The following is a 21,455-nucleotide window of genomic DNA, read 5'->3' on the forward strand; positions in this document are numbered from 1 at the left end:
CTCCCGTCCTACTTCGCCGCGCTGACCTTCCACACCATATTGCCCACGTCATCCGCGACGAGCAGCCCGCCGTTCTTGTCGACGATGACGCCGACGGGGCGGCCCTGCGCCTGGCCCTTGGCGTTCAGGAAGCCGCCGACTACTTCGACCGGCTTGGCATTGGGTGCCGGGAAGGCACCCGCGAAGGGCACGAAGACGACCTTGTAGCCCGAGGGCGGCTTGCGGTTCCACGAGCCATGCTCGCCGATGAAAGCGCCCTGCGCGAAACGGTCGCCCAGCTTCGCCCCGGTAGCGAAGGTCAGGCCGAGGGCGGCGACGTGCGGCCCCAGCGCATAGTCGGGGCGCTTTACATATTGCTGAAGCGGCGGATTGGTCGGCTGGACCCGGTCGTCGGGATAGCCGCCCCAATAATACCAGGGCCAGCCGAAGTGATCGCCGAACTCCACCTGGGTCAGGTAATCGGGCGCCAGGTCGGAGCCGAGCATGTCGCGCTCGTTGACCACGGTCCACAGCTGCCCGTTGACCGGGTTCAGGGCCATGCCGGTCGGGTTGCGCAGGCCCGCCGCATAGATGCGCCAGTTCTTGTCCTTCGGCCAGACCTGCAGGATCGCGGCGCGGTTCTTCTCGGCATCCAGGCCGTTCTCCGCGATATTGCTGGCCGAGCCGACCGAGACGTAGAGCGTCTGCCCGTCCCCCGAGGCGATGACGTTGCGCGCCCAGTGATTGCCCGCGGGCCGGAGCGGCACGACCTTTTCGGGCGTGGCGGTAATCTTCGTCTCGCCATCGCGATACGGCACGCGGACCAGCGCGTCGGTATCGGCGATATAGAGCTGTCCCTGGAACAGCACCATGCCGAAGGGCGAGTTCAGCCCGGTCAGGAACGGCGTCTTCAGATCCGTCTTGCCGTCGCCATTGGTGTCGCGCAGCAGCGTGATCCGGTTGGCCGACGGAACGCCTGCGCCCGCCCGGCCCAGGAAGAAGTTCATCACCCGCTGCACGATCCCGGCGCTGGGGCGCGGCGGCGAGTTCGTCTCGGCCACCAGCACATCGCCATTGGGCAGTTCATACAACCAGCGCGGATGGTCCAGCCCGGTCGCGAAGGGCTGGATCGCCAGCCCCTGGGCCACGGTCGGCTTTGCGCCATTGGTCCAGCCCACCGGCTTGGCGATGGCGACGGTCGGGATGACCTGCTCGCGCGGGGCCTCGATCAGAGGCTTCTTGCCCGCGACCTGATCGACGCTCAGTCGTGCCGTGTCGGGCCAGGCCAGCCAGGCGAAGACGGCGATGCCGATCAGGATGATGATGCCGATGACGATCAGGACGTGTTTGCGCATGGCATTGGGATAAGCCGTGGGCGGTGTGGGGGGAAGCGGGAAGGTGAGTATCGGCGGATTTTTCAGGACAGGCCCGCCGGGTCGCCTCCACGCCGGATTCGCAAGACGCTATTCATGTGGTAAATGCAACGCTTCGGTAAAAGCCAAGTGTTACCGCAACTTCTGGAAAATGCTCGCCAAGGGTGGATTGTGAAGTCATAGAAGCCAGACCGTTTCCTTTTCCAGGTCGGCATCTGTATGACCCGACTGCAACCCGAACTGGCGACCCGGATCGTCGAGGCGCACGGCGACGACGCGTTGCAGAACGCGCTGACCATGAAAGTGCTGGACGGGGCGCGACCCTGTATCGGGGGTGCCAAGAAGGTGAAGATGGAGCCGACCCAGCTGCGTTATTATCTGATCGACGCCTTTTACCGCTGGGTCGTGGCGGCGCGAGACGTGGGAACGCTGCTCCAGTCGTGATCGGATATGCTGGCCGCCGATGCCTTAGGGGAGCGCATCGGCGGCCGTCGAAAGCACGGCCGTCAGGGAGATTATGCCGCGCCTTCGATTTGGGAAGTTCGGGGCCAGATCGCCTTCGCTGACCTTGGCTTGCGAGCTTCCTTAGCGTCTTTACGACCGTTGGACTAACGCATTGCGCCGCCCAGTGTGATCGATTGCGTAATCGGCTGTCGGCGCGTTGGCCAACCCATGCCTATTCGGCGTCCGCCACCGCAGGATGCAGTCTCAGGCGGTGGATGCGGCGTTCGTCGGCCTGGGTGACTTCGATCCGCCAACCGCTGGGATGGTCGATACAGGTGCCGACCTCGGGCACCTGCCCCGCCAGCACGGCGGTCAGGCCGCCCAGCGTGTCGACATCGTCCTGTGCTTCCTCCAGCGCAGGGTCGACCGCGCGGCCGACCTCCTCCAGGCTGACGCGCGCATCGGCATCCCATGCCCCACCGTCGAGCGGAACCAGCAGCGCCTGGGGCGCCTCGTCATGTTCGTCCTCGATCTCGCCGACGATTTCCTCGATCAGGTCCTCGATCGTGACGAGGCCCTCGGTACCCGAATATTCGTCGAGCACCACCGCCAGGTGCACCCGCTTCTGGCGCATGTCGGCCAGCAGATCGAGCGCGCCGCGCGACATCGGCACATAGAGCGGATCGCGGATCAACCCTGCGATGGTCGCGGGATGCTCCGCCCCGGTCGCCAGGATGTTGAACACGTCCTTGATATGGACCATGCCGATGATCTGATCGAGCGTCTCGCGATAGACGGGCAGGCGGCTATGGCCTGCCTCAGCGAAGATCTGGACCATATGGTCGAAGGTCGTTCGCTCTTCGATCGCGATGATGTCGGCGCGCGGAACGCCCACGTCCCCGGCATCGCGCTCGCCGAAATGGAGCAGGTTGCGGACCATCTGCCGCTCCAGCGGGGTCAGGTCGCCCTTGGCATCGGGGCCGGGATCGCCCTCATGCCGGTCGATCGCCTCTTCCAGCTGGTCGCGTAGCGACTCTTCCTGCTCACCGCCGAAGATCAGGGATTTGAGCCCCTGCCAGATGCTGTTCTCATTGGAGTCACCGTTGCCGGTGACGCTACTGGGGCCGTCGGCCATCGGGGGGTGTCAGTCCTCGCGTATCAGATAGGGGTCGGCGATGCCCAGGCTGGCCAGCGCGTCGCGTTCGATCGCTTCCATCGCCTCGGCCTCGTCATCGTTCATGTGGTCATAGCCTAGCAGATGCAGAACGCCATGCACCAGAAGATGAGTCGCGTGCGTTTCGGTCGCAATGCCACGCTCGGCAGCCTCCGCGACGCAGACGCCTTGGGCCAGCACGATGTCGCCGAGCAGCACTTCGCCATCATCCGAATTCTGCGTCACCGTATCGATCAGGTCGGGCTGGACCATCGGAAAGGACAGGACGTTGGTCGGCTTGTCCTTCTGTCGATACTGGCGGTTGAGCGCATGCACCTCGTCATCGCTGGTCAACCGCACCGAAATCTCGATCAGCGCGGGTGTGGTCAGCAACGGGCCATGCGGCGTCCGCTCGATCGCGGCGCGCGCGGCGCGGGTGGCCAGCGCCTCCCAGCTTTCCTCGTCGCCCGACCAGGGATATTCATGGATCAGCGCAATCTCGATCATCAGGGCCTTTCCAAGAATAGGGAGCGGACGAGGTGGAAATCGCCGCCCCCTAACAACAGTTCCATCGTTACGCCATCGAAAGCAGGGTCAGGCGTTCGGCCCTTCATAGGCATCGACGATCCGCCCGACGATCGGGTGGCGAACGACGTCCGCAGCGGTGAAGCGGCTCATCGCGATGCCCTCCACACCCTCCAGGCGACGCACCGCATCGGCCAGCCCCGACGCGGCGACACCGCCGGGCAGGTCGACCTGATTGGGATCGCCGCAGATGACCATGCGGCTGTTCTGACCGAAGCGGGTCAGGAACATCTTCATCTGCGCAGGGGTGGTGTTCTGCGCCTCGTCGAGGATGACGAAAGCCTCGGCCAGCGTCCGGCCGCGCATGAAGGCGATGGGCGCGATCTCGATCTCGCCGCTGGCGATCCGCCGTTCCACCTGCTCGGCGGGCAGGCAGTCGTGGAGGGCGTCGTAGAGCGGGCGGAGATAGGGATCGACCTTCTCCTTCATGTCGCCGGGCAGGAAGCCCAGCTTCTCGCCCGCCTCGACCGCCGGGCGCGACAGGATCAGGCGCTGGACCGATCCGCTGATCAACTGCGCCACCGCCTGCGCCACCGCGACATAGGTCTTGCCGGTGCCGGCCGGGCCGAGCGCGAAGATCATGTCGTTGGACACGAGCTCCTTCATATAATGCGCCTGGGCGGGGGTGCGCGGCACGATCGTCTTCTTGCGCGTGCGGATCATGATCGGCGGGGTCGAGCTGCGTTCGGCGCTGAGAATGCCGTCGAGCGTCGGTTCGGACGCCATCGCGATGGAAGCGTCGACCAGGCCGGTGTCGATATCCTCGCCACGCTGGATGCGGGCATAGAGGTCGTTCAGCACGTCGCGCGCCAGCGCCACCTGCTCGGCCGAACCCTCCAGTCCGACCCGATTGCCCCGTGCGGTGATGTACACGCCGAGGCGATTTTCCAACGCGACCAGATTGCGGTCATACTGGCCGAACAGCTGCGCCAGCACTTGCGGCTTGTCGAAGCTGATTTCCGCCCGGCTGCGTTCACCGGCCTGGGCGGGGAGGGGCTTGCGGCTCATGCGGTCCTTTCACCGTCAGTGGGTTTCCCCAAGATGGGGTGGCCCAAGTCGGAACGCCAGCGAAATTGCGTGACACGGGTGTGACGACAGAAAGGTTTTTGGGCGCGCAGAGGCGCAGAGGGCGCGGAGAAGAAGAGCACGGCAGGCGGACGGGAGACTTCCTTCTGTCTCTGCGTCCTCTGCGCCTCTGCGCGAACAAGAAATTGTGTTCACGCGAAGACGCGGAGGCGCGGAGAGGGTGAATCCAGCCGCGACCTCGCTTTGTCGGCCTCAAGCGTATCAAACGAGGTCTTCCGGTCGCGAGGGCCGGACGCAGGATCAACGGATTGGACATCTCCGCGCCTCCGCGTCTCCGCGCGAACAAAATCGTGGTGGCGCGACCGTGGGCGTGGGCTTCGACTTCGCTCAGCCTGAACGGAGGTTGGACGTTACGCCGCCGCCTTCACCTTCGCCTGTCCGGTCAGCGAGTTCGGGCCCGCCGCGACCAGTTCGACCTCGACCAGGTCGCCGATCTGGTGGTCGCCGATCAGATGGACCGATTGCAGCCAGGGCGATTTGCCCAGCATCTGGCCGGGCAGCTTGCCGCGCCGTTCGAGCAGGATGGTGCAGGTCCGACCGACGCTCGCCAGGTTGAAGGCATGCTGGTCGCGGTTGAGCGCGGCCTGCAGGCGCTGGAGCCGCTCGTCCATGACCTCAGGCGGAACCTGATCGCCCATCGTGGCGGCGGGGGTGCCGGGGCGGGGGGAATATTTGAAGCTGAACGCCTGGGCATAGCCCATCGCATCGACCAGGCGCAGCGTGTCGGCGAAGTCTTCCTCTGTCTCGCCGGGGAAGCCGACGATGAAGTCGCCCGACAGCGCGATGTCGGGACGGACCGCCCGCACTCGCTCCATCACCCGCATATAGCCGTCGCGCGTATGCTGGCGGTTCATCGCCTTCAGGATGCGGTCGCTGCCCGACTGGACCGGCAGATGCAGGAACGGCATCAGGCTTTCGACATCGCCATGCGCGTCGATCAGTCCTTGCGTCATGTCGTTGGGATGGCTGGTCGTGTAGCGGATACGGTGGAGGCCCGGAATCCGGTCCATCGCGCGGATCAGACCGTGCAGGCCCCGGTCGTCGGCGTCGTTCCACGCATTGACGTTCTGGCCCAGCAGCGTGATCTCGCGCGCGCCCGCATCGACCAAAGCGCGCGCCTCGTCCATGATCGCCGAGTAGGACCGGCTGACCTCCGCACCGCGCGTATAGGGCACGACGCAATAGGTGCAGAATTTGTCGCAGCCTTCCTGCACGGTCAGGAAGGCCGAGGGGTTCACCTTTCGGCGGCTGGGCAAATGGGCGAACTTGGATTCGACCGGCATGTCGGTGTCGAGCGCGGTTTCACCCGCCGCCGCCTTCGCCACCAGCTCGGGCAGGTTGTGATAGGCCTGCGGGCCGACCACGACGTCCACCTTGGCGCGGCGCACGATCTCCGCGCCTTCGGCCTGGGCGACGCAGCCCGCGACCGCGATCATCGGTTTGCGGCCCTCTTCGCCGGCATCCTTGCGCAGGCGGCCGATCTCCGAATAGACCCGCTCTGTCGCGCGTTCGCGGATGTGGCAGGTGTTGAGCACGATCAGATCCGCCGCCGCGGCGTCGTCGGTCGAGGACAGGCCTTGCGCGGCCATCAACTCGGCCATGCGCTCGCCGTCATAGACGTTCATCTGACAGCCGAAGGACTTGACGTGAAAGGTCTTGGGAGATGCGGGCATGACGCGGCCCTTATCGCAAATCCTCTCGGCTCGCCAGTATGGGGTCAGCCGCCCGTGGGCAGGCAGACCCGCGTTTCGTCGGCCATCTCGCTGCTCTGGCGATAAAGGTCGGTGAAGGCGGAATAGGCGGTGTCGCGAGTGGCCTGGGGCTTGGTCGCGCCGTAGCGGGTGATCGTCACCGCCTCGGCATCGCTGACCACCGGGCCGGAGCCGCCGCGCGTCAGGACGCGGATCAGGGTGGTGCGGGTCGGGTCGCCATGGCTGACATACCAGGCGTTGTGCGCCGCCACCGCCTTGGCAAAGGTCGCCCAGCCGCCCGGCTTGACCTTGCTGTGGCGGATCGTCGCGGGGTTCGTGCCGTCCGGACAAGGGTTCGCCATCTGGGCGGTCGCGGCGGTCTTGGTCAGCAGGCTGGCGGCAACGAGAATCGTCCTGAGCATGGCATCCCCCCGGAAATCACGCCGATCCTATCGCGGCCTTTCGCGGCTGGCGAGGCAGATTTCAGGCGCTGGCGATCCTGTGGCGTGCCTCTGCGGCGATGGCCTTGCGGTCGGGAAAGGCGGTCGGGTCGAAGGGGGGCAGATAGTGGAGCGTCACCGTGAACCGGCCCCGCCGCCGCAATACCCGCCTGGCATGGGCATCGCCCGCCTCGGTGCCGAGCCAGGCGAGGTCGGCCGCCGCCGCGCCATAGTCGATCCGCACCGGCTGGACCCGGATGCCGGGCAGGGGCGGGACGAGCGCGGCGAACAGCGCGGGCTTGAAGGGCAGGATCGACAGGTCGTCGCCCGTCGTTCCCTCGGGAAATACCGCCAGCGGCCGTCCGTCCGACAGCGCCGCGCGGATCGTCGCGATCTGGTCGCCGACGCCCAGCCGGTCGCCGCGCTCGACGAACAGCGTGTGGTTGAGGCTGGCCAGCCAGCCGACCAGCGGCAGGTCCGCCACCTCGGCCTTGGCGACGAAGCGCGTGCCGGACGTTCCGGCCAGCAGCAATATGTCCATCCAGCTCAGGTGATTGGCCGCGATCATCACGTCGCGGCGCGCGGGCTGGCCGACCACCCGGATATCCGCGCCCAGGATCACGGCGACCCGGCGCAGGAAACGGCGCGGCCAGGGCGAGCCGCGCCCCAGCATCCGCCACGCCCCGTGCAGCGCCAGCGCCCCCAGCAGCGTGCCCACGATACACAAAAGGCGACCCGCTGCACGCAGGCCGCCCTTGCTGTCGGCGTCGATGGCGACGGCCAGCGCCATCAGCTCTTGCGGTCGAGGCTGACGCCGTACAATTCCATGCGGTGATCGACCAGGCGGAAGCCCAGCTTCTCGGCGATCGCCTTTTGCAGCTGTTCCAGCTCGGGGTCGACGAACTCGATCACGCGGCCGGTCTCGACGTCGATCAGATGGTCGTGATGCGCCTCGGGCGAGGGCTCGTAACGGGCGCGGCCGTCGCCGAAATCGTGACGGTCCAGGATACCCGCTTCCTCGAACAGGCGGACGGTGCGGTACACGGTCGCGATCGAGATGCCGGGATCGATCTTGGCGGCGCGTTCATAGACTTTTTCGACGTCGGGATGGTCCTCCGCCTCCGACAGGACGCGGGCGATCACGCGGCGCTGTTCGGTGATGCGCAGTCCCTTTTGCGCACACAGCGCTTCGAGATCGATTTTGCGGGCCATGGTAACGTGTAACTCCTCGGACAAACCCCTCTCTACTCCCAAAGCCTAATTGCGAAAAGGGGATAGCGACTCGCAATAACCCGGAAACAGTGATCGGGTCAGGCGATGGTCCCGGCAGCGATCGACCGCGTATAGGTATGCGCGTCGTAATGCTGCCCGTCCGCACCCTTATAGTAATTGCGTCGCTCGCCGCATTTGGCAAAGCCGTGGGTCACATAGAATTGGATGGCGGGGTTGTTGGACCGCACTTCCAGATGCAGGGTCTCGACGCCGTGCGCGGCGCAGTCGGCGACGACCGCCTCGACCAGCACGCTGCCGATGCCATGACGGCGATGGTCGGGCGCGACGCCCAGCAGCAGCAATTCGGCCTCGTCCAGCACCGATCGGGTCAGCGCGAAGCCCGCCGGGTCGTCGCCCGCCTCGGCGATCAGCAGCTTGATGCCGGGCAGCGCCATCACGCCGAGCAACTGAGCGCGGGTCCATGCCTCGCCCCATTGGGGGGCGAAGGCGGCGGCCATGAGCTGTTCGACCACACCGGCGTCGCGCGCATCACCGGGGCGAAGCGAGATGCCGATGCTGGCCATCAGGCGGCCAGCTCCGGTGGCGTGATCCCGCCGGGCAGCTTGGCATCGGGCGCGCGGCCATAGACCGGGCGTGGAGGCAGGGCGGTCAGTGCGGGGGCGAGCCGCCAGGCCTCGGCAGCATCGGGCAATGTCTCGATGACGGGCAGGTCGGCCGACAAGGCGGTCAGCCAGCGTACGCCGTTGCCGATCGCTCTCCGCCCGTCCAGCGCGGCGAGCGCGGCGTCGGGTTTCATCGACGCGAAGGGGGCGAGCGGGGTCATGTCGCGGGCGAAGGGCTGGACGAAGACCTCGCCATGCCCGCCCTCCAGCACGACCGACAGCGCGTCGTCGTCACACGCGCCAAACCCCGCAGCGGCGACCAGCGCCAGCGAGTTGTAGCCCGAGGCGGCGATGCCCCAGCCCAGCGCCAGTCCGCGCGCAGCAGCGAGGCCGACCCGGATGCCGGTAAAGCTGCCCGGCCCGCAATCGACCAGGATATGGTCCGCCCGCCCGCCACCCGGCAGCGCGGCGATCATCGGCACCAGCTTTTCGGCATGGCCGCGCCCGACCACGTCATGGGCGCGTGCGACGATCCGGTCGCCGTCGAGAAGGGCGACCGAGCAGGCGGCGGTGGCGGTGTCGATGACCAGCGTGCGCAAGGGTGGGGCTCAGACGATCCGGTTGGCTTGCTCGAACGCCAGCCGGGGATTGCGAGGGTGCAGCCGGGACGTGTCGCCATAACCGATGGTTGCGATGAAGTTCGACCGCACACCCGGCTGGTCAGCGAAGAACGCCTTGTCCACAGCACCCTGGTCGAAGCCCGACATCGCACCCGTATCCAGCCCCAGCGCGCGCGCGGCGAGAATCAGATAGGCACCCTGAAGCGAGCTGTTGCGGAAGGCCGAGGCCTCGCGCAATTCGGTATTGCCATCGAACCAGCTCTTGGCGTCGACATGCGGGAACAGCTGCGGCAGGGTTTCGTGGAAGTTCACGTCCATGCCGATGATCACCGCGGCGGGCGCCTGGCGGATCTTGTCGGCATTGCTGTCCGAAGCACAGGCCGCGAGCTTTTCCTTCGCTTCCGCGCTCAGGCACCAGACCATGCGCGCCGGGCTCTGGTTGGTCGAGGTCGGCGGCATCTTCATCAGATCCCACAGCGCGCGGATCTCGTCCTCGCCGATGGGGGTGTCGAGATAATGGTTGAATGTGCGGCCTTCGCGGAACAGCCGGTCCAGGCTGGCATCGTCGATCGGGTTCATCAGACGGCCCTCACTTCGGTAACTTCCGGGACATAGTGGCGCAGCAACTGCTCGATGCCGTTCTTCAGCGTCGCGCTGGACGAAGGGCAACCAGCGCAGGCGCCCTGCATCTTGAGGTAGACCTTGCCCTTGTCAAAGCCGCGATAGACGATATCGCCGCCGTCATTGGCCACCGCCGGGCGGACGCGCGTGTCGATCAGTTCGCGAATCTGTGCGACGATGTCGGCATCCTCGGGATCGTCGGTGAACGTCTCTTCGTCGCCGGGCACCGCGAAATCGGCCGCGCCCTGGCGGAACAGCGGCATCTGCGCGGAGAAATGGTCGAGCAGGATGCCCAGCACATCGGGCTTCACGTCGGACCAGTCGGTGCCGGGCGCGACCGTGACCGAGACGAAGTCGCGGCCGAAGAACACGCCGGTCACGTCGCCCAGGTTGAAGATCGCCTCGGCCAGCGGGCTGGCGGCGGCTTCCTCTGGCGAGGCGAAGTCGCGGGTGCCGCTGTCCATTACCTTGCGGCCGGGCAGGAATTTCAGCGTCGACGGGTTGGGCGTCGGTTCGGTCTCGATCAGCATGACCCCCATGTGGCGCGGGTCGCGGCGGGGATCAAGCTGGACGCGGGAAAGGATGCGTTTCCGCGCAGGCAATCCCGCTTCGCCAGGGCGTGCTCCCGCCGTTCGTCAGAAGGAGGACCAGTCCTCGTTCGCCGCGCGGCGGACGGGCAGCGGCACGACCTGCGCGCGTGCCGATTCAACCGCGCGCCGCGGCACGGGTCGCTGGTCGAGGACGAAGCGGCCGACCGCCCGCGACAGCTGCTCGGCTTCGTCGGCCAGGCTGCGGGCGGCGGCGGTCGCCTGTTCGACCATCGCGGCGTTCTGCTGCGTCACCGCGTCCATCTGGGTCAGGCTGGTATTCACCTCGCCCAGCCCCTTGGCCTGGCGATTCGCGTCATCAGCGATACCGGTCATCAGCGTGCCCAGCCTGCCCATGCCGTCATTGATCCGCTCCAGTGCCGCACCGGTTTCGCCGACCAGCGCGACGCCGGCCTGAACCCCGTTGGCGCTGGCCAGCACGCGCTGCTTCACGTCGCGCGCGGCATCGGCCGAGCGCAGCGCCAGCGCACGCACTTCGGAGGCGACGACGGCGAAGCCGCGTCCGGCCTCGCCCGCGCGGGCCGCCTCGACCCCGGCGTTGAGCGCGAGCAGATTGGTCTGGAAGGCGATGCCGTCGATCACCCCGATGATGGCTTCGATCTCGGACGAGGCACTCTGGATGTCGCCCATCGCGGTGCGGGCGCGGACGACCACCGCGCCACCGTCGCGGGCATCGGCGCAGGTCTGGTCGAGCGCGCGGGCCGCCTCGGTCGCACAGGATGCGGCCATCCGCACGGTGGCGGTGATCTCGCTCATCGCGGCGGCGGTTTCCTCCAGGCTGGCGGCCTGCTGCTCGGTCCGCTGCGACAGGTCGTCGGACGCCTGGCGGATATCCATCGCGCCCGCCTGCACGCCGCCGGTCGCCGCGACGACGCTGGTCATGGTGTCGTGAAGCGCACCCATCGCGGCGTTGAAATCGCTTTTCAGCCGGGCGAAGGGCTCGTCCAGATCGGCATCGATCCGTGCGGTCAGGTCGCCGCGCGCCAGCGCCGACAGGCCTTGGCCGACACTGGCGACGATCAGCTTCGTCTGGGCCGCCTTGTCCGCTTCGGCGCGGACGAGCTGATCGCGAAAGGCCGCCATCGACCGCGCCATCTCGCCCACCTCGTCCGGCCGCCCGGCATGGGGAATGGCGCGATCGGTATGGCCCTGCGCCAGCCCGGCCATCGCCTGGCGCAGGTCATGCAGCGGCCGAACGACGGTACGCAGCGCCATATAAAGGCCGGTCGCCAGCCCGGCGACGGCAAGCAGCACGGTCGCGCCGATCAGGATCCAGCGCCCCTGTTCGGCGACGGCGTCGGCGCGGGCGTGCAGCGCCTCGACCTCGTCGCCCAGCGAATCGATCCTGGTGTCGGCGATCTTGGAGGCGAGGCGCTCGGCGGGGCGCACTTGTTGGCGGAAATGGGAAAGGCCCGTGGCCCGGTCGCCGCCGTCCGCGAAACGGCCGACCTGGGCGAGTTCGCGGCGGACCCGCGCCTGCGAGGTGAAATAGGCGGGCGTGATCGCGAAACGTGCCGCGTCGCCGCGCAGCGTGGCCAGCTGGTCGCCGAACTTGTCCAGGCGGGTGTCGAACTTGCGCTGTATGACCTGGCGTTCGGCGGGATCGCTTTCGATGACCAGGTTGAGCGCATCGCGCTGGAGCGACCGGCTGAGCGACCGCAGCTCGGCCAGGCGCAGCATCACCGCCTCGGCCCGTGCGGCATCGTCATTGGCGCTGGCGACGCGCGCGCCGATTTGGAGGGTGACGGCCGACAGGCTGGCCAGCAACAGCATCGACACCAGCACGGGGGCGATGAGACGGGCCGTGACACTCTTCAAAAGCATGACAATTCCGTGACATAGGCAGGGCGGATCGTGATCCGGCTTGTCATTCGCCAACGGTTAGCAAAAGGTTAAAAAAGGGGAGCGATCAGCCGCGCGTGGCGAGTAGCCGGAGGATGGTGTCGGCGATCATGCGACCGGGCTGGCGCAACGGTCGGGCGAACCGCAGGTGCAGGATGACCCGTGCGGCCTGGGCATCGTTCCACGCCTCATGGCTATAGGTGTCGTCGAAGACCAACGTCTCACCCTCGGCCCAGCGGACGATCCGGTCGCGCACCCGCATCCGGGCGCCGCCGTCGCGCGGCACGACCAGCCCCAGATGACAGGTGACGAGCGCCTTCGTCGTACCGCGACGCGACAGGACATGCGCGCCCGGCGAGAGCCGTGCAAAGGCGGCGTCGTGCAGGCCGGGTATCGCGGCAAGCGCCGCCAGCGTGCGCGGGCAGTCATCGCCGACCGCTCGCCCGTCGCGCCACAGGGTGATGGTGCCGCAGGCGGTGGGCAGTGGGCCGTCCTCGCCGGTCTGGGCCAGCGCCTCGTCCCGGATCGTACGCCAGTCGCGGCGCAGCGTCGCGGTCCAGGCAAAGTCCCGCACGTCGAGCACCGGCTCGTTCGAGGACAGCGAGGACGCCGCGATCATCCCGTCGAACAGGCGGCCGACATGATCGCGCAGCCGCATCGGGGGCGGGGGAAGCGTCGCGCCGGGCGGCTGGGTGACGGGCCCGGCACCGCGAACGGCCGTCAGAGGAGCGGGAACCGGCGGGGCGGGGCAGCGATCGGGTTCGCCCGAATTGTGCCATATTGTGCCCGGCTCGTGACGCTGGGCGCGTGCGTTCATCGACTTGGTCATCACGTTCCGTATGTCCCCGGCCCGGCTCCGTGCCCGGGCATCGGTGGCCCTTGTGACGCGGGTTCGGCCCGAATGGGACTAAAGGGGCAGTGGGTCGAAATGATGGCGTAGCCGACGTCGGTGCGGCCCAATCGCGGCGCTTTGGGGCGATTTAGGGGCGGCTGGCGATCCGCTGTCCGGCAGGGTAAGAGGGGGCCATGGCGTTTCCGTCCCGCGCATTGCGCTGTCTTGCCCTGCCGGTCCTTCTCGGACTGGCGCTTCCTGTCATCGGCCAGTCGGCGCCCGTTCCGCAACCGGCCCCGACTCCCCAGCCCAATCCTGCTCCCGCGACCGACCGCGCGGTGCCGCAGGGCATGCCCGTGCCCGCCAGCGTGGCGCCTGCGGCCACCGACCCGCTCGCCCCGCTGCCCCCGATTCCGGGTGTCGACCAGTCCGCCTGGCTCTACAAGGGGTCGGACCTGCCGCAGGACAAGATGTGGAAGTTCGGGCGGCTGGCCAACGGCTTGCGCTTCGCGGTCCGCCGCAACGGCGTGCCGCCGGGGCAGGTGGCGGTGCGGGTGCGGATCGATGCGGGGTCGCTGAACGAACAGGCGTCCGAGCGCGGCTTTGCCCATCTGATCGAGCATCTGTCCTTCCGTGGATCGCAGCATGTCCCCGATGGCGAGGCCAAGCGTATCTGGCAGCGTCTGGGCGCGACCTTTGGTTCGGACTCCAACGCCTCGACCACGCCGACCCAGACCGTCTACCAGCTCGACCTGCCCGGCGCGACCGAGGCGGGGCTGGACGAGAGCCTGAAAATCCTGAGCGGCATGATGGCCGCGCCGTCGCTGACCGCCCAGTCGCTGAACGCCGAGCGCCCGGTCGTTCTGGCCGAGCGGCGCGAACAGCCGGGGCCGCAGGTCCGCTATGCCGACAAGCTGCGCCAAACGCTCTTCGCCGGACAGCCGCTGGCCGAGCGGTCGCCGATCGGCCAGCTCGCCACGCTGGAGGCCGCGACGCCCGAGACGGTGCGCGCCTTCCACGACCGCTGGTATCGCCCCGAACGCGCGGTCGTCATCATCTCGGGCGACATGGACCCGCTGTTGCTGGCCAAGCTGGTCACCAAGAATTTCGGCGGCTGGCAGGGCGTCGGCGCCAATCCGGCCGACCCCGATTTCGGCAAGCCCAAGGCCGATGCGCCGGTCGCGGGCGCGCTGGTCGAGCCGTCGATGCCGCCGGTCGTCGCCATGGCGGTGCTGCGCCCGTGGCAGTATCAGGACGATACCGCGATCTTCAACCAGAAGCGGATGGTCGACATGGTCGCCGCCCGCCTGATCAGCCGCCGCCTGGAGAACCGCGCGCGGGCCGGGGGCAGCTTCCTCCAGGCCAGTGTCGCGCTGGACGACGTGTCCCGCTCGGCCAATCTGACGACCGTCAATGTCGTGCCGCTCGGGGATAACTGGGAAGTCGCGCTCAAGGACGTGCGCGCGGTCATCGCCGACGCGATGGCGACCCCGCCGACGCAAGGCGAGATCGACCGCGAACTGGCCGATTACGACGCGATCCTGCGCAACCAGGTCGAGACCGCACGGGTCGAGGCGGGGTCGAAACAGGCCGACGACATGGTCGGTGCGCTCGACATCCGCGAGACCGTGACCGCGCCCGAGACGAGCTATCAGATCCTGCGCCAGGCGATCGACAAGAAGATGTTCACGCCCGCCACGGTGCTGGCCTCGACCCGCAAGATCTTCCAGGGCACCGCGACCCGCGCGCTGGTCAACACCCGCACCGCCCAGCCGGATGCGGTCGCCAAACTGACCGCCGCGCTGAAGGCCGATGTCCGTCCACTGGCCGAAAGTCGTCGCCGCCGGGGTGCCATCACCTTCGCGCAGCTGCCGAAACTAGGGAAGCCCGGCACGGTCGTGTCCCGCGAAAAGGTCGACGAGCTGGGGCTGGAGAAGGTGACCTTCGCCAATGGCGTTCGCCTGCTCCTGCTCGCCAATGACGGCGAGACGGGGCGCGTCTATATCCGTGTCCGGTTCGGGCGTGGCTATGACGCGTTGCCCGCGACCCGCGAAAGCCCGGCCTGGGCCGCCGATCTCGCGCTGGTCGCGGGCGGTATCGGCAAGTTCGACCAGGGCGATCTCGACCGGCTGACCGCCGGGCGGACCATGGGCATGGATTTCGACATCGACGACGATGCCTTCGCCTTCAACGCGCTGTCCTCGCCCGGCGACTATGCCGACAATCTGAAGCTGATCGCGGCCAAGCTTATCGCCCCGCGCTGGGACGCGGCACCGGTCAACCGGGCCAAGGCCGCGATGCTGGCGGGGTATGACGGGTTCGACTCCTCGCCCGACGGCGTGCTGGGCCATGATCTGGAACGGCTGCTGCGTGGCGGCGATCCGCGCTGGGGCACGCCCCCGCGCGAGGCGGTCATGGCGACCACGCCGGAATCGTTCAAGGCGCTCTGGGCACCGCTCCTTGCTTCGGGCCCGATCGAGGTGTCGGTGTTCGGCGACGTGAAGGCCGATGACGCGATCAAGGCGGTGGCGGAAAGCCTGGGCGCGATCCCGGCGCGGCCGCCGGTCGTCGGCCCCGTGCCGCCGATCCGCTTCCCCGCGCATGTCGATACGCCTGTCGTTCGCACCCATACCGGCCCGGCCGATCAGGCGGCGGCGGTCATCGCCTGGCCGACCGGCGGCGGGTCGGCGGGCGACCAGGTCCGCAACCGGCTGGACGTGCTGGCGCAGGTCTTTGCCGACCGGCTGTTCGACCGGCTGCGCTCGCAGGCGGGGGCCAGCTACAGCCCGCAGGTCGCCAGCCAGTGGCCGATCGGCCTGCCCGGTGGCGGCCGGATGATCGCGATCGGCATGGTCGCGCCCGACAAGGTCGACTTCTTCCTGGCGACCGCCCGCTCGATCGCCGCCGACCTGGCCTCCAAGCCGATCGACGCCGACGAGTTGCAACGGATCAAGCGGCCGATGGCGCAGCGGCTGGCGCGCATGGCGTCGGGCAACATGTTCTGGATGCAGCGGCTGGGCGGCGCGGCCTATGATCCCCAGCGGATCGAGGCGACGCGGCGGCTGGCCAAGGACTTCGTCTCGATCGGCCCGGCCGACCTTCAGGCGGTCGCGGCGAAATATCTGCGGCCGGATACCGACTGGACGCTGAAGGTCGTGCCGCGCGCCAAGTAAATTCCTCCCCTGCAAGGGGAGGGGGACCATGCGCAGCATGGTGGAGGGGGCGCGCCGCGAAGGGCGTCCTTTGGGGAAGTCCCCCTCCGTCAGGCCTTCGGCCTGCCACCTCCCCGTGCCGCGGAGGAACCAGTCGCTTCCCGGCACGTTTCAACCACCGACGACCTTTGTGCGGCGCAATATCCGCGCTGCCCTTTCGCTTTGCGCAGCTTTCGGCTATGGCGCGCGGCGACATACCCTCCGAACAAGAGAAATTTGCATGAGCCTCCGCAACGTGGCGATCATCGCGCACGTCGACCATGGCAAAACGACCCTGGTTGATCAGCTGTTCCGCCAGTCGGGCACCTTCCGCGACAACCAGCGCGTCGAAGAGCGCGCGATGGATTCCAACGACCTGGAAAAGGAGCGCGGGATCACCATTCTCGCCAAGCCGACCTCGGTCGACTGGACTCCCCCGGGCACCGACGAGTCGATCCGCATCAACATCGTCGACACCCCCGGCCACGCCGACTTCGGTGGCGAAGTCGAGCGCATCCTGTCGATGGTCGACGGCGTCGTCCTGCTGGTCGATTCGTCGGAAGGCGCGATGCCGCAGACGAAGTTCGTGACGGGCAAGGCGCTGGCGCTCGGCCTGAAGCCGATCGTCGTCGTCAACAAGGTCGACCGCGCCGATGCGCGTATCCAGGAAGTGCTGGACGAAGTGTTCGACCTGTTCGTCTCGCTCGATGCGAATGACGAGCAGCTGGACTTCCCGGTCCTCTACGCTTCGGGCCGCAACGGCTATGCCTCGACCGACATGGACGCGCGCGAAGGCACGCTGATCCCGATGTTCGAGACCATCGTCCGCCACGTGCCCGCGCCGAAGGTGGAAGTCGAGGACGTGCCCTTCACCTTCCTGGTGACGCTGCTCGACCGCGACAACTTCCTGGGTCGCATCCTGACCGGCCGCGTCAACTCGGGCACGGTCAAGCTGAACCAGGCGATCCACGCTCTCGACAACGACGGCAACATCGTCGAGACGGGCCGCGCGTCGAAGATCATGTCCTTCCGTGGCCTGGACCGCGTGCCGGTCGACGAAGCCAAGGCGGGCGACATCATCTCGCTGGCGGGCCTCGCCGTCGCCACCGTGGCGAACACCATCGCCGACACCAGCGTGACCGAGCCGCTGCACGCGCAGCCGATCGATCCCCCCACGCTGTCGATGCGCTTCGCGGTCAACGATTCGCCGATGGCGGGCCGTGAGGGTTCGAAGGTCACCAGCCGCATGATCCGCGACCGCCTGATGCGCGAAGCGGAATCGAACGTCGCGGTGAAGGTCACCGAGAGCGACGATCGCGACAGCTTCGAGGTCGCCGGTCGTGGCGAACTCCAGCTGGGCGTCCTGATCGAGACGATGCGCCGCGAAGGCTTCGAGCTGGGCATCAGCCGCCCGCGCGTGCTGTTCGGCGAGGACGAGGACGGCAAGAAGACCGAGCCGTACGAAACCGTCATCATCGACGTGGACGAGGAATATTCGGGCACGGTCGTCGAGAAGATGAACCTGCGCAAGGCCGAGATGACCGACATGCGTCCCTCGGGCGGCGGCAAGACCCGCATCACCTTCTCCGCGCCGTCGCGCGGCATGATCGGTTACCACGGCGAGTTCCTGTCGGACACGCGCGGCACCGGCATCATGAACCGCCTGTTCGAGAAGTACGGCCCCCACAAGGGCAAGATCGAGGGCCGCAAGAACGGCGTCCTCATCTCGAACGGCGCCGGCGAAGCACAGGGCTATGCGCTGGGTCCGCTCGAAGAGCGCGGCATCCTGTTCGTCGGCCACGGCGAGGCGCTCTACGAGGGCATGATCATCGGCGAGAACGCCAAGACGGATGACCTCGAGGTCAACCCGATGAAGGCGAAGCAGCTGACCAACTTCCGCGCGTCGGGCGGCAAGGATGACGCCATCCGCCTGACCCCGCCGAAGAAGATGACGCTGGAACAGGCGATCGCGTATATCGACGACGACGAAATGGTCGAAGTGACCCCGAAGTCGATCCGTCTGCGCAAGCGCTACCTCGACCCGAACGAGCGCAAGCGCGCAGCTCGCTCGAAGGCGGCGTAAACAGGACAAGGGGCCGGGCGGAAACGTCCGGCCCTTTTTCTTTGGGGGCTTCAGCAGTCCGCTTCCCTCCCTTGCCCATTGCCCAAGCCGAGCTTGAGTTCGATCCAGCCAGGCCGAAGCACCACCCCGGCCTCTGCCGGGGCGGCAGGGCGATAGTTCAGGTCAGGTGGATCAAACCCTAGCCGGCGGGGCTGGCAAGCTCCGCTACCGTTCTCCCCTATCCAGGGGAGAGGGGAGGCGGATTTGGGTAACGATCCCCGCCCCTGAGGGGATGTCGGGTGCTTGATCGTCAAGCTGGGCAAGCCCCTTAATGCTCCCCGAACAGCTCCCGCTGTGCCTTGTCCAACTCCTCGGCATAGCGCCGTCGGACATAGGGTTCGGACAACAGCCCCAGCACCGCATGATCGGGGCCGATCACCGCCAGCTCGTCGGCATTCGCGGCATCCAGCGCGCCCATCACCGCCTTGATATCGGCATCGGGCAGCAGCGTGTGCTCGCGGTGGATGGCCAGCGTATCGATCAGCGCCGCTGGGTCGAGGCCATCGGCATAGGCGCGCGCGGTCTGTGCGATCCCGGCATAACGCCCCTGATCGTCGACCAGCACGACCCGGCTGGTCGAGCCGAGCGGAAAGGCGCGGCGGAACTCGGCAATGGTCAGCGCGGCGGGGGTGGCGCGCTCGACCCGGCGCATCATGCGCCCCGCGGTCAGCGTGCGCATCCAGCCGACATCGCGTGCGCTCTTGATCGTTTCGCCACGCAGGTGAAGCCGCCAGGTCGAGAAGGAATAGCCGAACGTCTCGCGCACGATCGTCGTGGTGACCAGCGAGGCGGCGATCGCCGCACCCGCCAGCGAGAAGTCGTGTGTCGCCTCCAGCACCAGCATCGCCATCGTCATCGGCCCGCCGACGATCGCCACGGCAAAGGCGGCCATGCCGACCAGCGCGGCATTTTGCGGATCGATGATCGCCGACCCCGCGCCCCAGGCGATGACATCGGCATAGATGTGCCCCAACAGGCTGCCGAGAAACAGCGAGGCAAAGAACAGCCCGCCGCGAAAACCGAAGCCCAGCGACACCACCGACGCCGCGCTTTTCATGATGAAGATCGCCGCCAGGAAACTGAGCGGCAGGCCATGTTCCAGGTCGAGATGCAGCGCGCCGTGCCCCGCCGACAGCACCTGCGGCGTCAGCAGTGCGAGCGGGATCAGCAGGACGCCGCCCAGCATCGGTCGCCACGACGCCTGCACCGGCAGGCGACGGGTCAGCGCCTCCATCTCGGCGACCGCGCGCATCAGGACGATGCCCAGCACCGCCGCGATCGCGCCGAGTCCGGCATAGATCAGATAATGGTGGCTCAGCACCGGCTCGCCCGCGACCGCGTTGACGATATAGGGCTGCGCGCCCAGCATCTGCGCGACCAGTACCCCGGTCAGCGCCGCCGCCGCGACGGGTGCGATGGCGGCGGGCGTATAGGCGCCGATCACGATCTCGAAGGCGTAGAAGGCACCTGCCAGCGGCGCCCCGAACGCACCGGCGATCGCCGCCCCGGTGCCCGCCCCCACCAGCACGCGCAGGTCGCCGCGCCGCAACCGAAGCCAGCCCCCCGCGATCGATGCAAGCCCCGCGCCGAGCTGAGCATAGGCGGCCTCCAGCCCGACCGACGCGCCGAAGCCGTTGGAGATGATCGTCTGCCCCGAAATCACCAAGCTGTCGGACCAGGACAGGCGGCCGCCATGCAACGCATTGGCCTCGACCGCGTCGACCAGCCGCCGTTGCCGCGCGCGGGTGGCCTTGGAGAACAGGGCCAGCACCAATCCGCCGAAGGGCAGGGCAAGCAGCGAGATCGGCGCGACGGCGGCGGTCGCGCTCAACCGCTGGTCCAGTTCCAGCGCGAACAGCCAATGCTGCAGCGTGCGGGCGACCGCGCCTTGCAGGACGCTGAGCAGTCCGGCCCCCGCACCGATGGCGATGGCCAGCAGGACAAGACTGGCTTCGCTGGCGCGAACCTTGCGCCGCACCCAGGACGGGGCGAGTCGGACGACGGACATGGTGAGCGGCTATGTCGGGATTCGGCGCGTGCGGCCAGTGCTGTAGCACCCCGAAACGACAACGCCCGCCTTCTCGCGAAGACGGGCGTTGCAGATCACGGTGTCGGGACGGGATCAGCCCTGTTCGGCTTCCTTGCGCGCACGCTCTTCGTAGAAGTTGCGCACCACGTCCCAGGCTTCCTCGGCGGTTTCGACATAGGTGAAGATGCCGAGATCACGCTCGGACACCACGCCTTCCTCGACCAGCGCCTCGAAATTGACGACTCGCTCCCAGAAGGCGCGGCCGAAGAGCAGCACGGGGATGGGCTGAATCTTGCCCGTCTGGATCAGGGTCAGCAGCTCGAACAGCTCGTCGAACGTGCCGAAACCGCCCGGGAACGCTGCCAGCGCGCGTGCGTGAAGCAGGAAGTGCATCTTGCGCAGCGCGAAATAGTGGAACTGGAGGCTCAGCGAGGGCGTGACATAGGGGTTCGGCGCCTGCTCGTGCGGCAGGACGATGTTCAGACCCACCGACTCGGCGCCGACATCGGCCGCGCCGCGATTGGCAGCCTCCATGATCGAAGGGCCGCCGCCCGAGCACACCACGAACTGCCGCATCCCGCGATCGTCGCGGGGCAGGCGGCTGGTGATCTGGGCCAGCTCGCGCGCGATGTCGTAATATTTGCTCTTGGCGACCAGGTTCTCGGCGATCTTGCGCGACTTGTCGTCATGCGCCAGCGCCAGCAGCGCCTCGGCCTTGGCGGGCTCCGGAATACGCGCCGAGCCATAGAAGACGAAGGTCGAGGCGATCTTGGCCTCTTCCAGCAGCAGCTGCGCCTTCAGCAGTTCCAGCTGGAAACGGACGGGGCGAAGGTCTTCGCGCAGCAGGAAGTCCATGTCCTGAAAGGCCAGCGTATAGGCGGGGCTTTCGGTCTGCGGCGTCGAGACGATCGTCTTGGCGCTCTCGGCGTCCTGGCTGGCATTGGGGAAGACGCGGTTCGGTACTTGGGTCTTATCGGTCATTTCGGATGATGTAGGGGATCGGT

At 67.5% G+C, this 21,455-nt stretch carries 19 protein-coding genes; 3 read left to right on the forward strand and 16 right to left on the reverse strand.

Features of this window, described 5'->3' with window-relative positions; translation table 11 throughout:
- Window positions 1-8: 8 nt before the first annotated feature.
- A complete protein-coding gene (locus tag SOM26_RS13655; RefSeq protein WP_320453279.1) occupies window positions 9-1,334 on the reverse strand; it encodes a PQQ-dependent sugar dehydrogenase in 1,326 nt (441 codons plus the stop codon).
- Between the two features lie 237 nt (window positions 1,335-1,571).
- Here SOM26_RS13655 and SOM26_RS13660 point away from each other — a divergent pair, with 237 nt between their 5' ends.
- Window positions 1,572-1,796: a hypothetical protein gene (locus tag SOM26_RS13660; protein WP_320453280.1), complete on the forward strand. Its 225-nt coding sequence runs from the start codon at window positions 1,572-1,574 to the stop codon at window positions 1,794-1,796.
- Window positions 1,797-2,028: 232 nt separating this feature from the next.
- Here SOM26_RS13660 and SOM26_RS13665 read toward each other — a convergent pair whose 3' ends face one another.
- The 13 genes from SOM26_RS13665 to SOM26_RS13725 form a co-directional block, all read right to left on the reverse strand.
- Window positions 2,029-2,931 carry a hemolysin family protein gene (locus tag SOM26_RS13665; protein ID WP_320453281.1) on the reverse strand — a complete coding sequence of 301 codons (903 nt, stop codon included), beginning with the start codon at window positions 2,929-2,931 and terminating at the stop codon, window positions 2,029-2,031.
- Between the two features lie 9 nt (window positions 2,932-2,940).
- On the reverse strand, window positions 2,941-3,456 hold the full coding sequence (gene ybeY, locus SOM26_RS13670; RefSeq protein ID WP_320453282.1) for an rRNA maturation RNase YbeY: 516 nt from the start codon (window positions 3,454-3,456) through the stop codon (window positions 2,941-2,943).
- A gap of 87 nt (window positions 3,457-3,543) precedes the next feature.
- Window positions 3,544-4,542 (reverse strand): PhoH family protein, encoded by a 999-nt coding sequence (locus tag SOM26_RS13675; RefSeq protein WP_320453283.1) that lies wholly within the window; start codon window positions 4,540-4,542, stop codon window positions 3,544-3,546.
- A gap of 428 nt (window positions 4,543-4,970) precedes the next feature.
- Complete coding sequence (gene miaB / locus SOM26_RS13680) at window positions 4,971-6,293, reverse strand: tRNA (N6-isopentenyl adenosine(37)-C2)-methylthiotransferase MiaB (protein ID WP_320453284.1); 1,323 nt, start codon at window positions 6,291-6,293, stop codon at window positions 4,971-4,973.
- A 44-nt stretch (window positions 6,294-6,337) separates the two neighbouring features.
- A complete protein-coding gene (locus tag SOM26_RS13685; RefSeq protein WP_320453285.1) occupies window positions 6,338-6,733 on the reverse strand; it encodes a hypothetical protein in 396 nt (131 codons plus the stop codon).
- 61 nt (window positions 6,734-6,794) lie between these two features.
- Entirely contained in the window at window positions 6,795-7,541 is a 747-nt protein-coding gene (locus tag SOM26_RS13690) for a lysophospholipid acyltransferase family protein (protein ID WP_320453286.1), read from the reverse strand.
- Window positions 7,541-7,963, reverse strand: a complete 423-nt coding sequence (locus SOM26_RS13695) for a Fur family transcriptional regulator (RefSeq protein WP_042489602.1) — start codon at window positions 7,961-7,963, stop codon at window positions 7,541-7,543. The genes SOM26_RS13690 and SOM26_RS13695 overlap by 1 nt, the downstream gene beginning before the upstream one ends.
- A 98-nt stretch (window positions 7,964-8,061) precedes the next feature.
- The gene (locus tag SOM26_RS13700) at window positions 8,062-8,547 is read right to left on the reverse strand and encodes a GNAT family N-acetyltransferase (RefSeq protein WP_320453287.1); all 486 of its coding nucleotides are present in this window, start codon (window positions 8,545-8,547) and stop codon (window positions 8,062-8,064) included.
- The gene (tsaB, locus tag SOM26_RS13705) at window positions 8,547-9,185 is read right to left on the reverse strand and encodes a tRNA (adenosine(37)-N6)-threonylcarbamoyltransferase complex dimerization subunit type 1 TsaB (protein ID WP_320453288.1); all 639 of its coding nucleotides are present in this window, start codon (window positions 9,183-9,185) and stop codon (window positions 8,547-8,549) included. Before tsaB ends, SOM26_RS13700 begins: the two co-directional genes overlap by 1 nt.
- A 9-nt stretch (window positions 9,186-9,194) precedes the next feature.
- A complete protein-coding gene (locus SOM26_RS13710; protein WP_320453289.1) occupies window positions 9,195-9,785 on the reverse strand; it encodes a malonic semialdehyde reductase in 591 nt (196 codons plus the stop codon).
- Window positions 9,785-10,357, reverse strand: coding sequence for a NifU family protein (locus SOM26_RS13715; protein ID WP_320453290.1), 573 nt, complete (start codon window positions 10,355-10,357; stop codon window positions 9,785-9,787). The genes SOM26_RS13710 and SOM26_RS13715 overlap by 1 nt, the downstream gene beginning before the upstream one ends.
- A gap of 105 nt (window positions 10,358-10,462) precedes the next feature.
- Complete coding sequence (locus tag SOM26_RS13720; protein ID WP_320453291.1) at window positions 10,463-12,259, reverse strand: methyl-accepting chemotaxis protein; 1,797 nt, start codon at window positions 12,257-12,259, stop codon at window positions 10,463-10,465.
- An 85-nt stretch (window positions 12,260-12,344) separates the two neighbouring features.
- Window positions 12,345-13,094, reverse strand: a complete 750-nt coding sequence (locus tag SOM26_RS13725; RefSeq protein WP_320453292.1) for an aspartyl/asparaginyl beta-hydroxylase domain-containing protein — start codon at window positions 13,092-13,094, stop codon at window positions 12,345-12,347.
- A 209-nt stretch (window positions 13,095-13,303) separates the two neighbouring features.
- On the opposite strand from SOM26_RS13725, the gene SOM26_RS13730 reads away from it, so the two are divergent.
- Together SOM26_RS13730 and typA are read left to right on the forward strand one after the other, a co-directional pair.
- Window positions 13,304-16,282 carry a M16 family metallopeptidase gene (locus SOM26_RS13730; RefSeq protein ID WP_320453293.1) on the forward strand — a complete coding sequence of 993 codons (2,979 nt, stop codon included), beginning with the start codon at window positions 13,304-13,306 and terminating at the stop codon, window positions 16,280-16,282.
- A gap of 259 nt (window positions 16,283-16,541) precedes the next feature.
- Window positions 16,542-18,383 (forward strand): translational GTPase TypA, encoded by a 1,842-nt coding sequence (gene typA / locus SOM26_RS13735; protein WP_320453294.1) that lies wholly within the window; start codon window positions 16,542-16,544, stop codon window positions 18,381-18,383.
- Window positions 18,384-18,690: 307 nt separating this feature from the next.
- Here typA and SOM26_RS13740 read toward each other — a convergent pair whose 3' ends face one another.
- Window positions 18,691-20,430, reverse strand: coding sequence for a chloride channel protein (locus tag SOM26_RS13740; protein ID WP_320453295.1), 1,740 nt, complete (start codon window positions 20,428-20,430; stop codon window positions 18,691-18,693).
- A gap of 114 nt (window positions 20,431-20,544) precedes the next feature.
- Window positions 20,545-21,432 carry an LOG family protein gene (locus tag SOM26_RS13745; RefSeq protein WP_320453296.1) on the reverse strand — a complete coding sequence of 296 codons (888 nt, stop codon included), beginning with the start codon at window positions 21,430-21,432 and terminating at the stop codon, window positions 20,545-20,547.
- Between the last annotated feature and the right edge of the window lie 23 nt (window positions 21,433-21,455).

The sequence above is a fragment of the Sphingomonas sp. CFBP8993 genome, from assembly GCF_034044895.1.
GTDB lineage: Bacteria > Pseudomonadota > Alphaproteobacteria > Sphingomonadales > Sphingomonadaceae > Sphingomonas.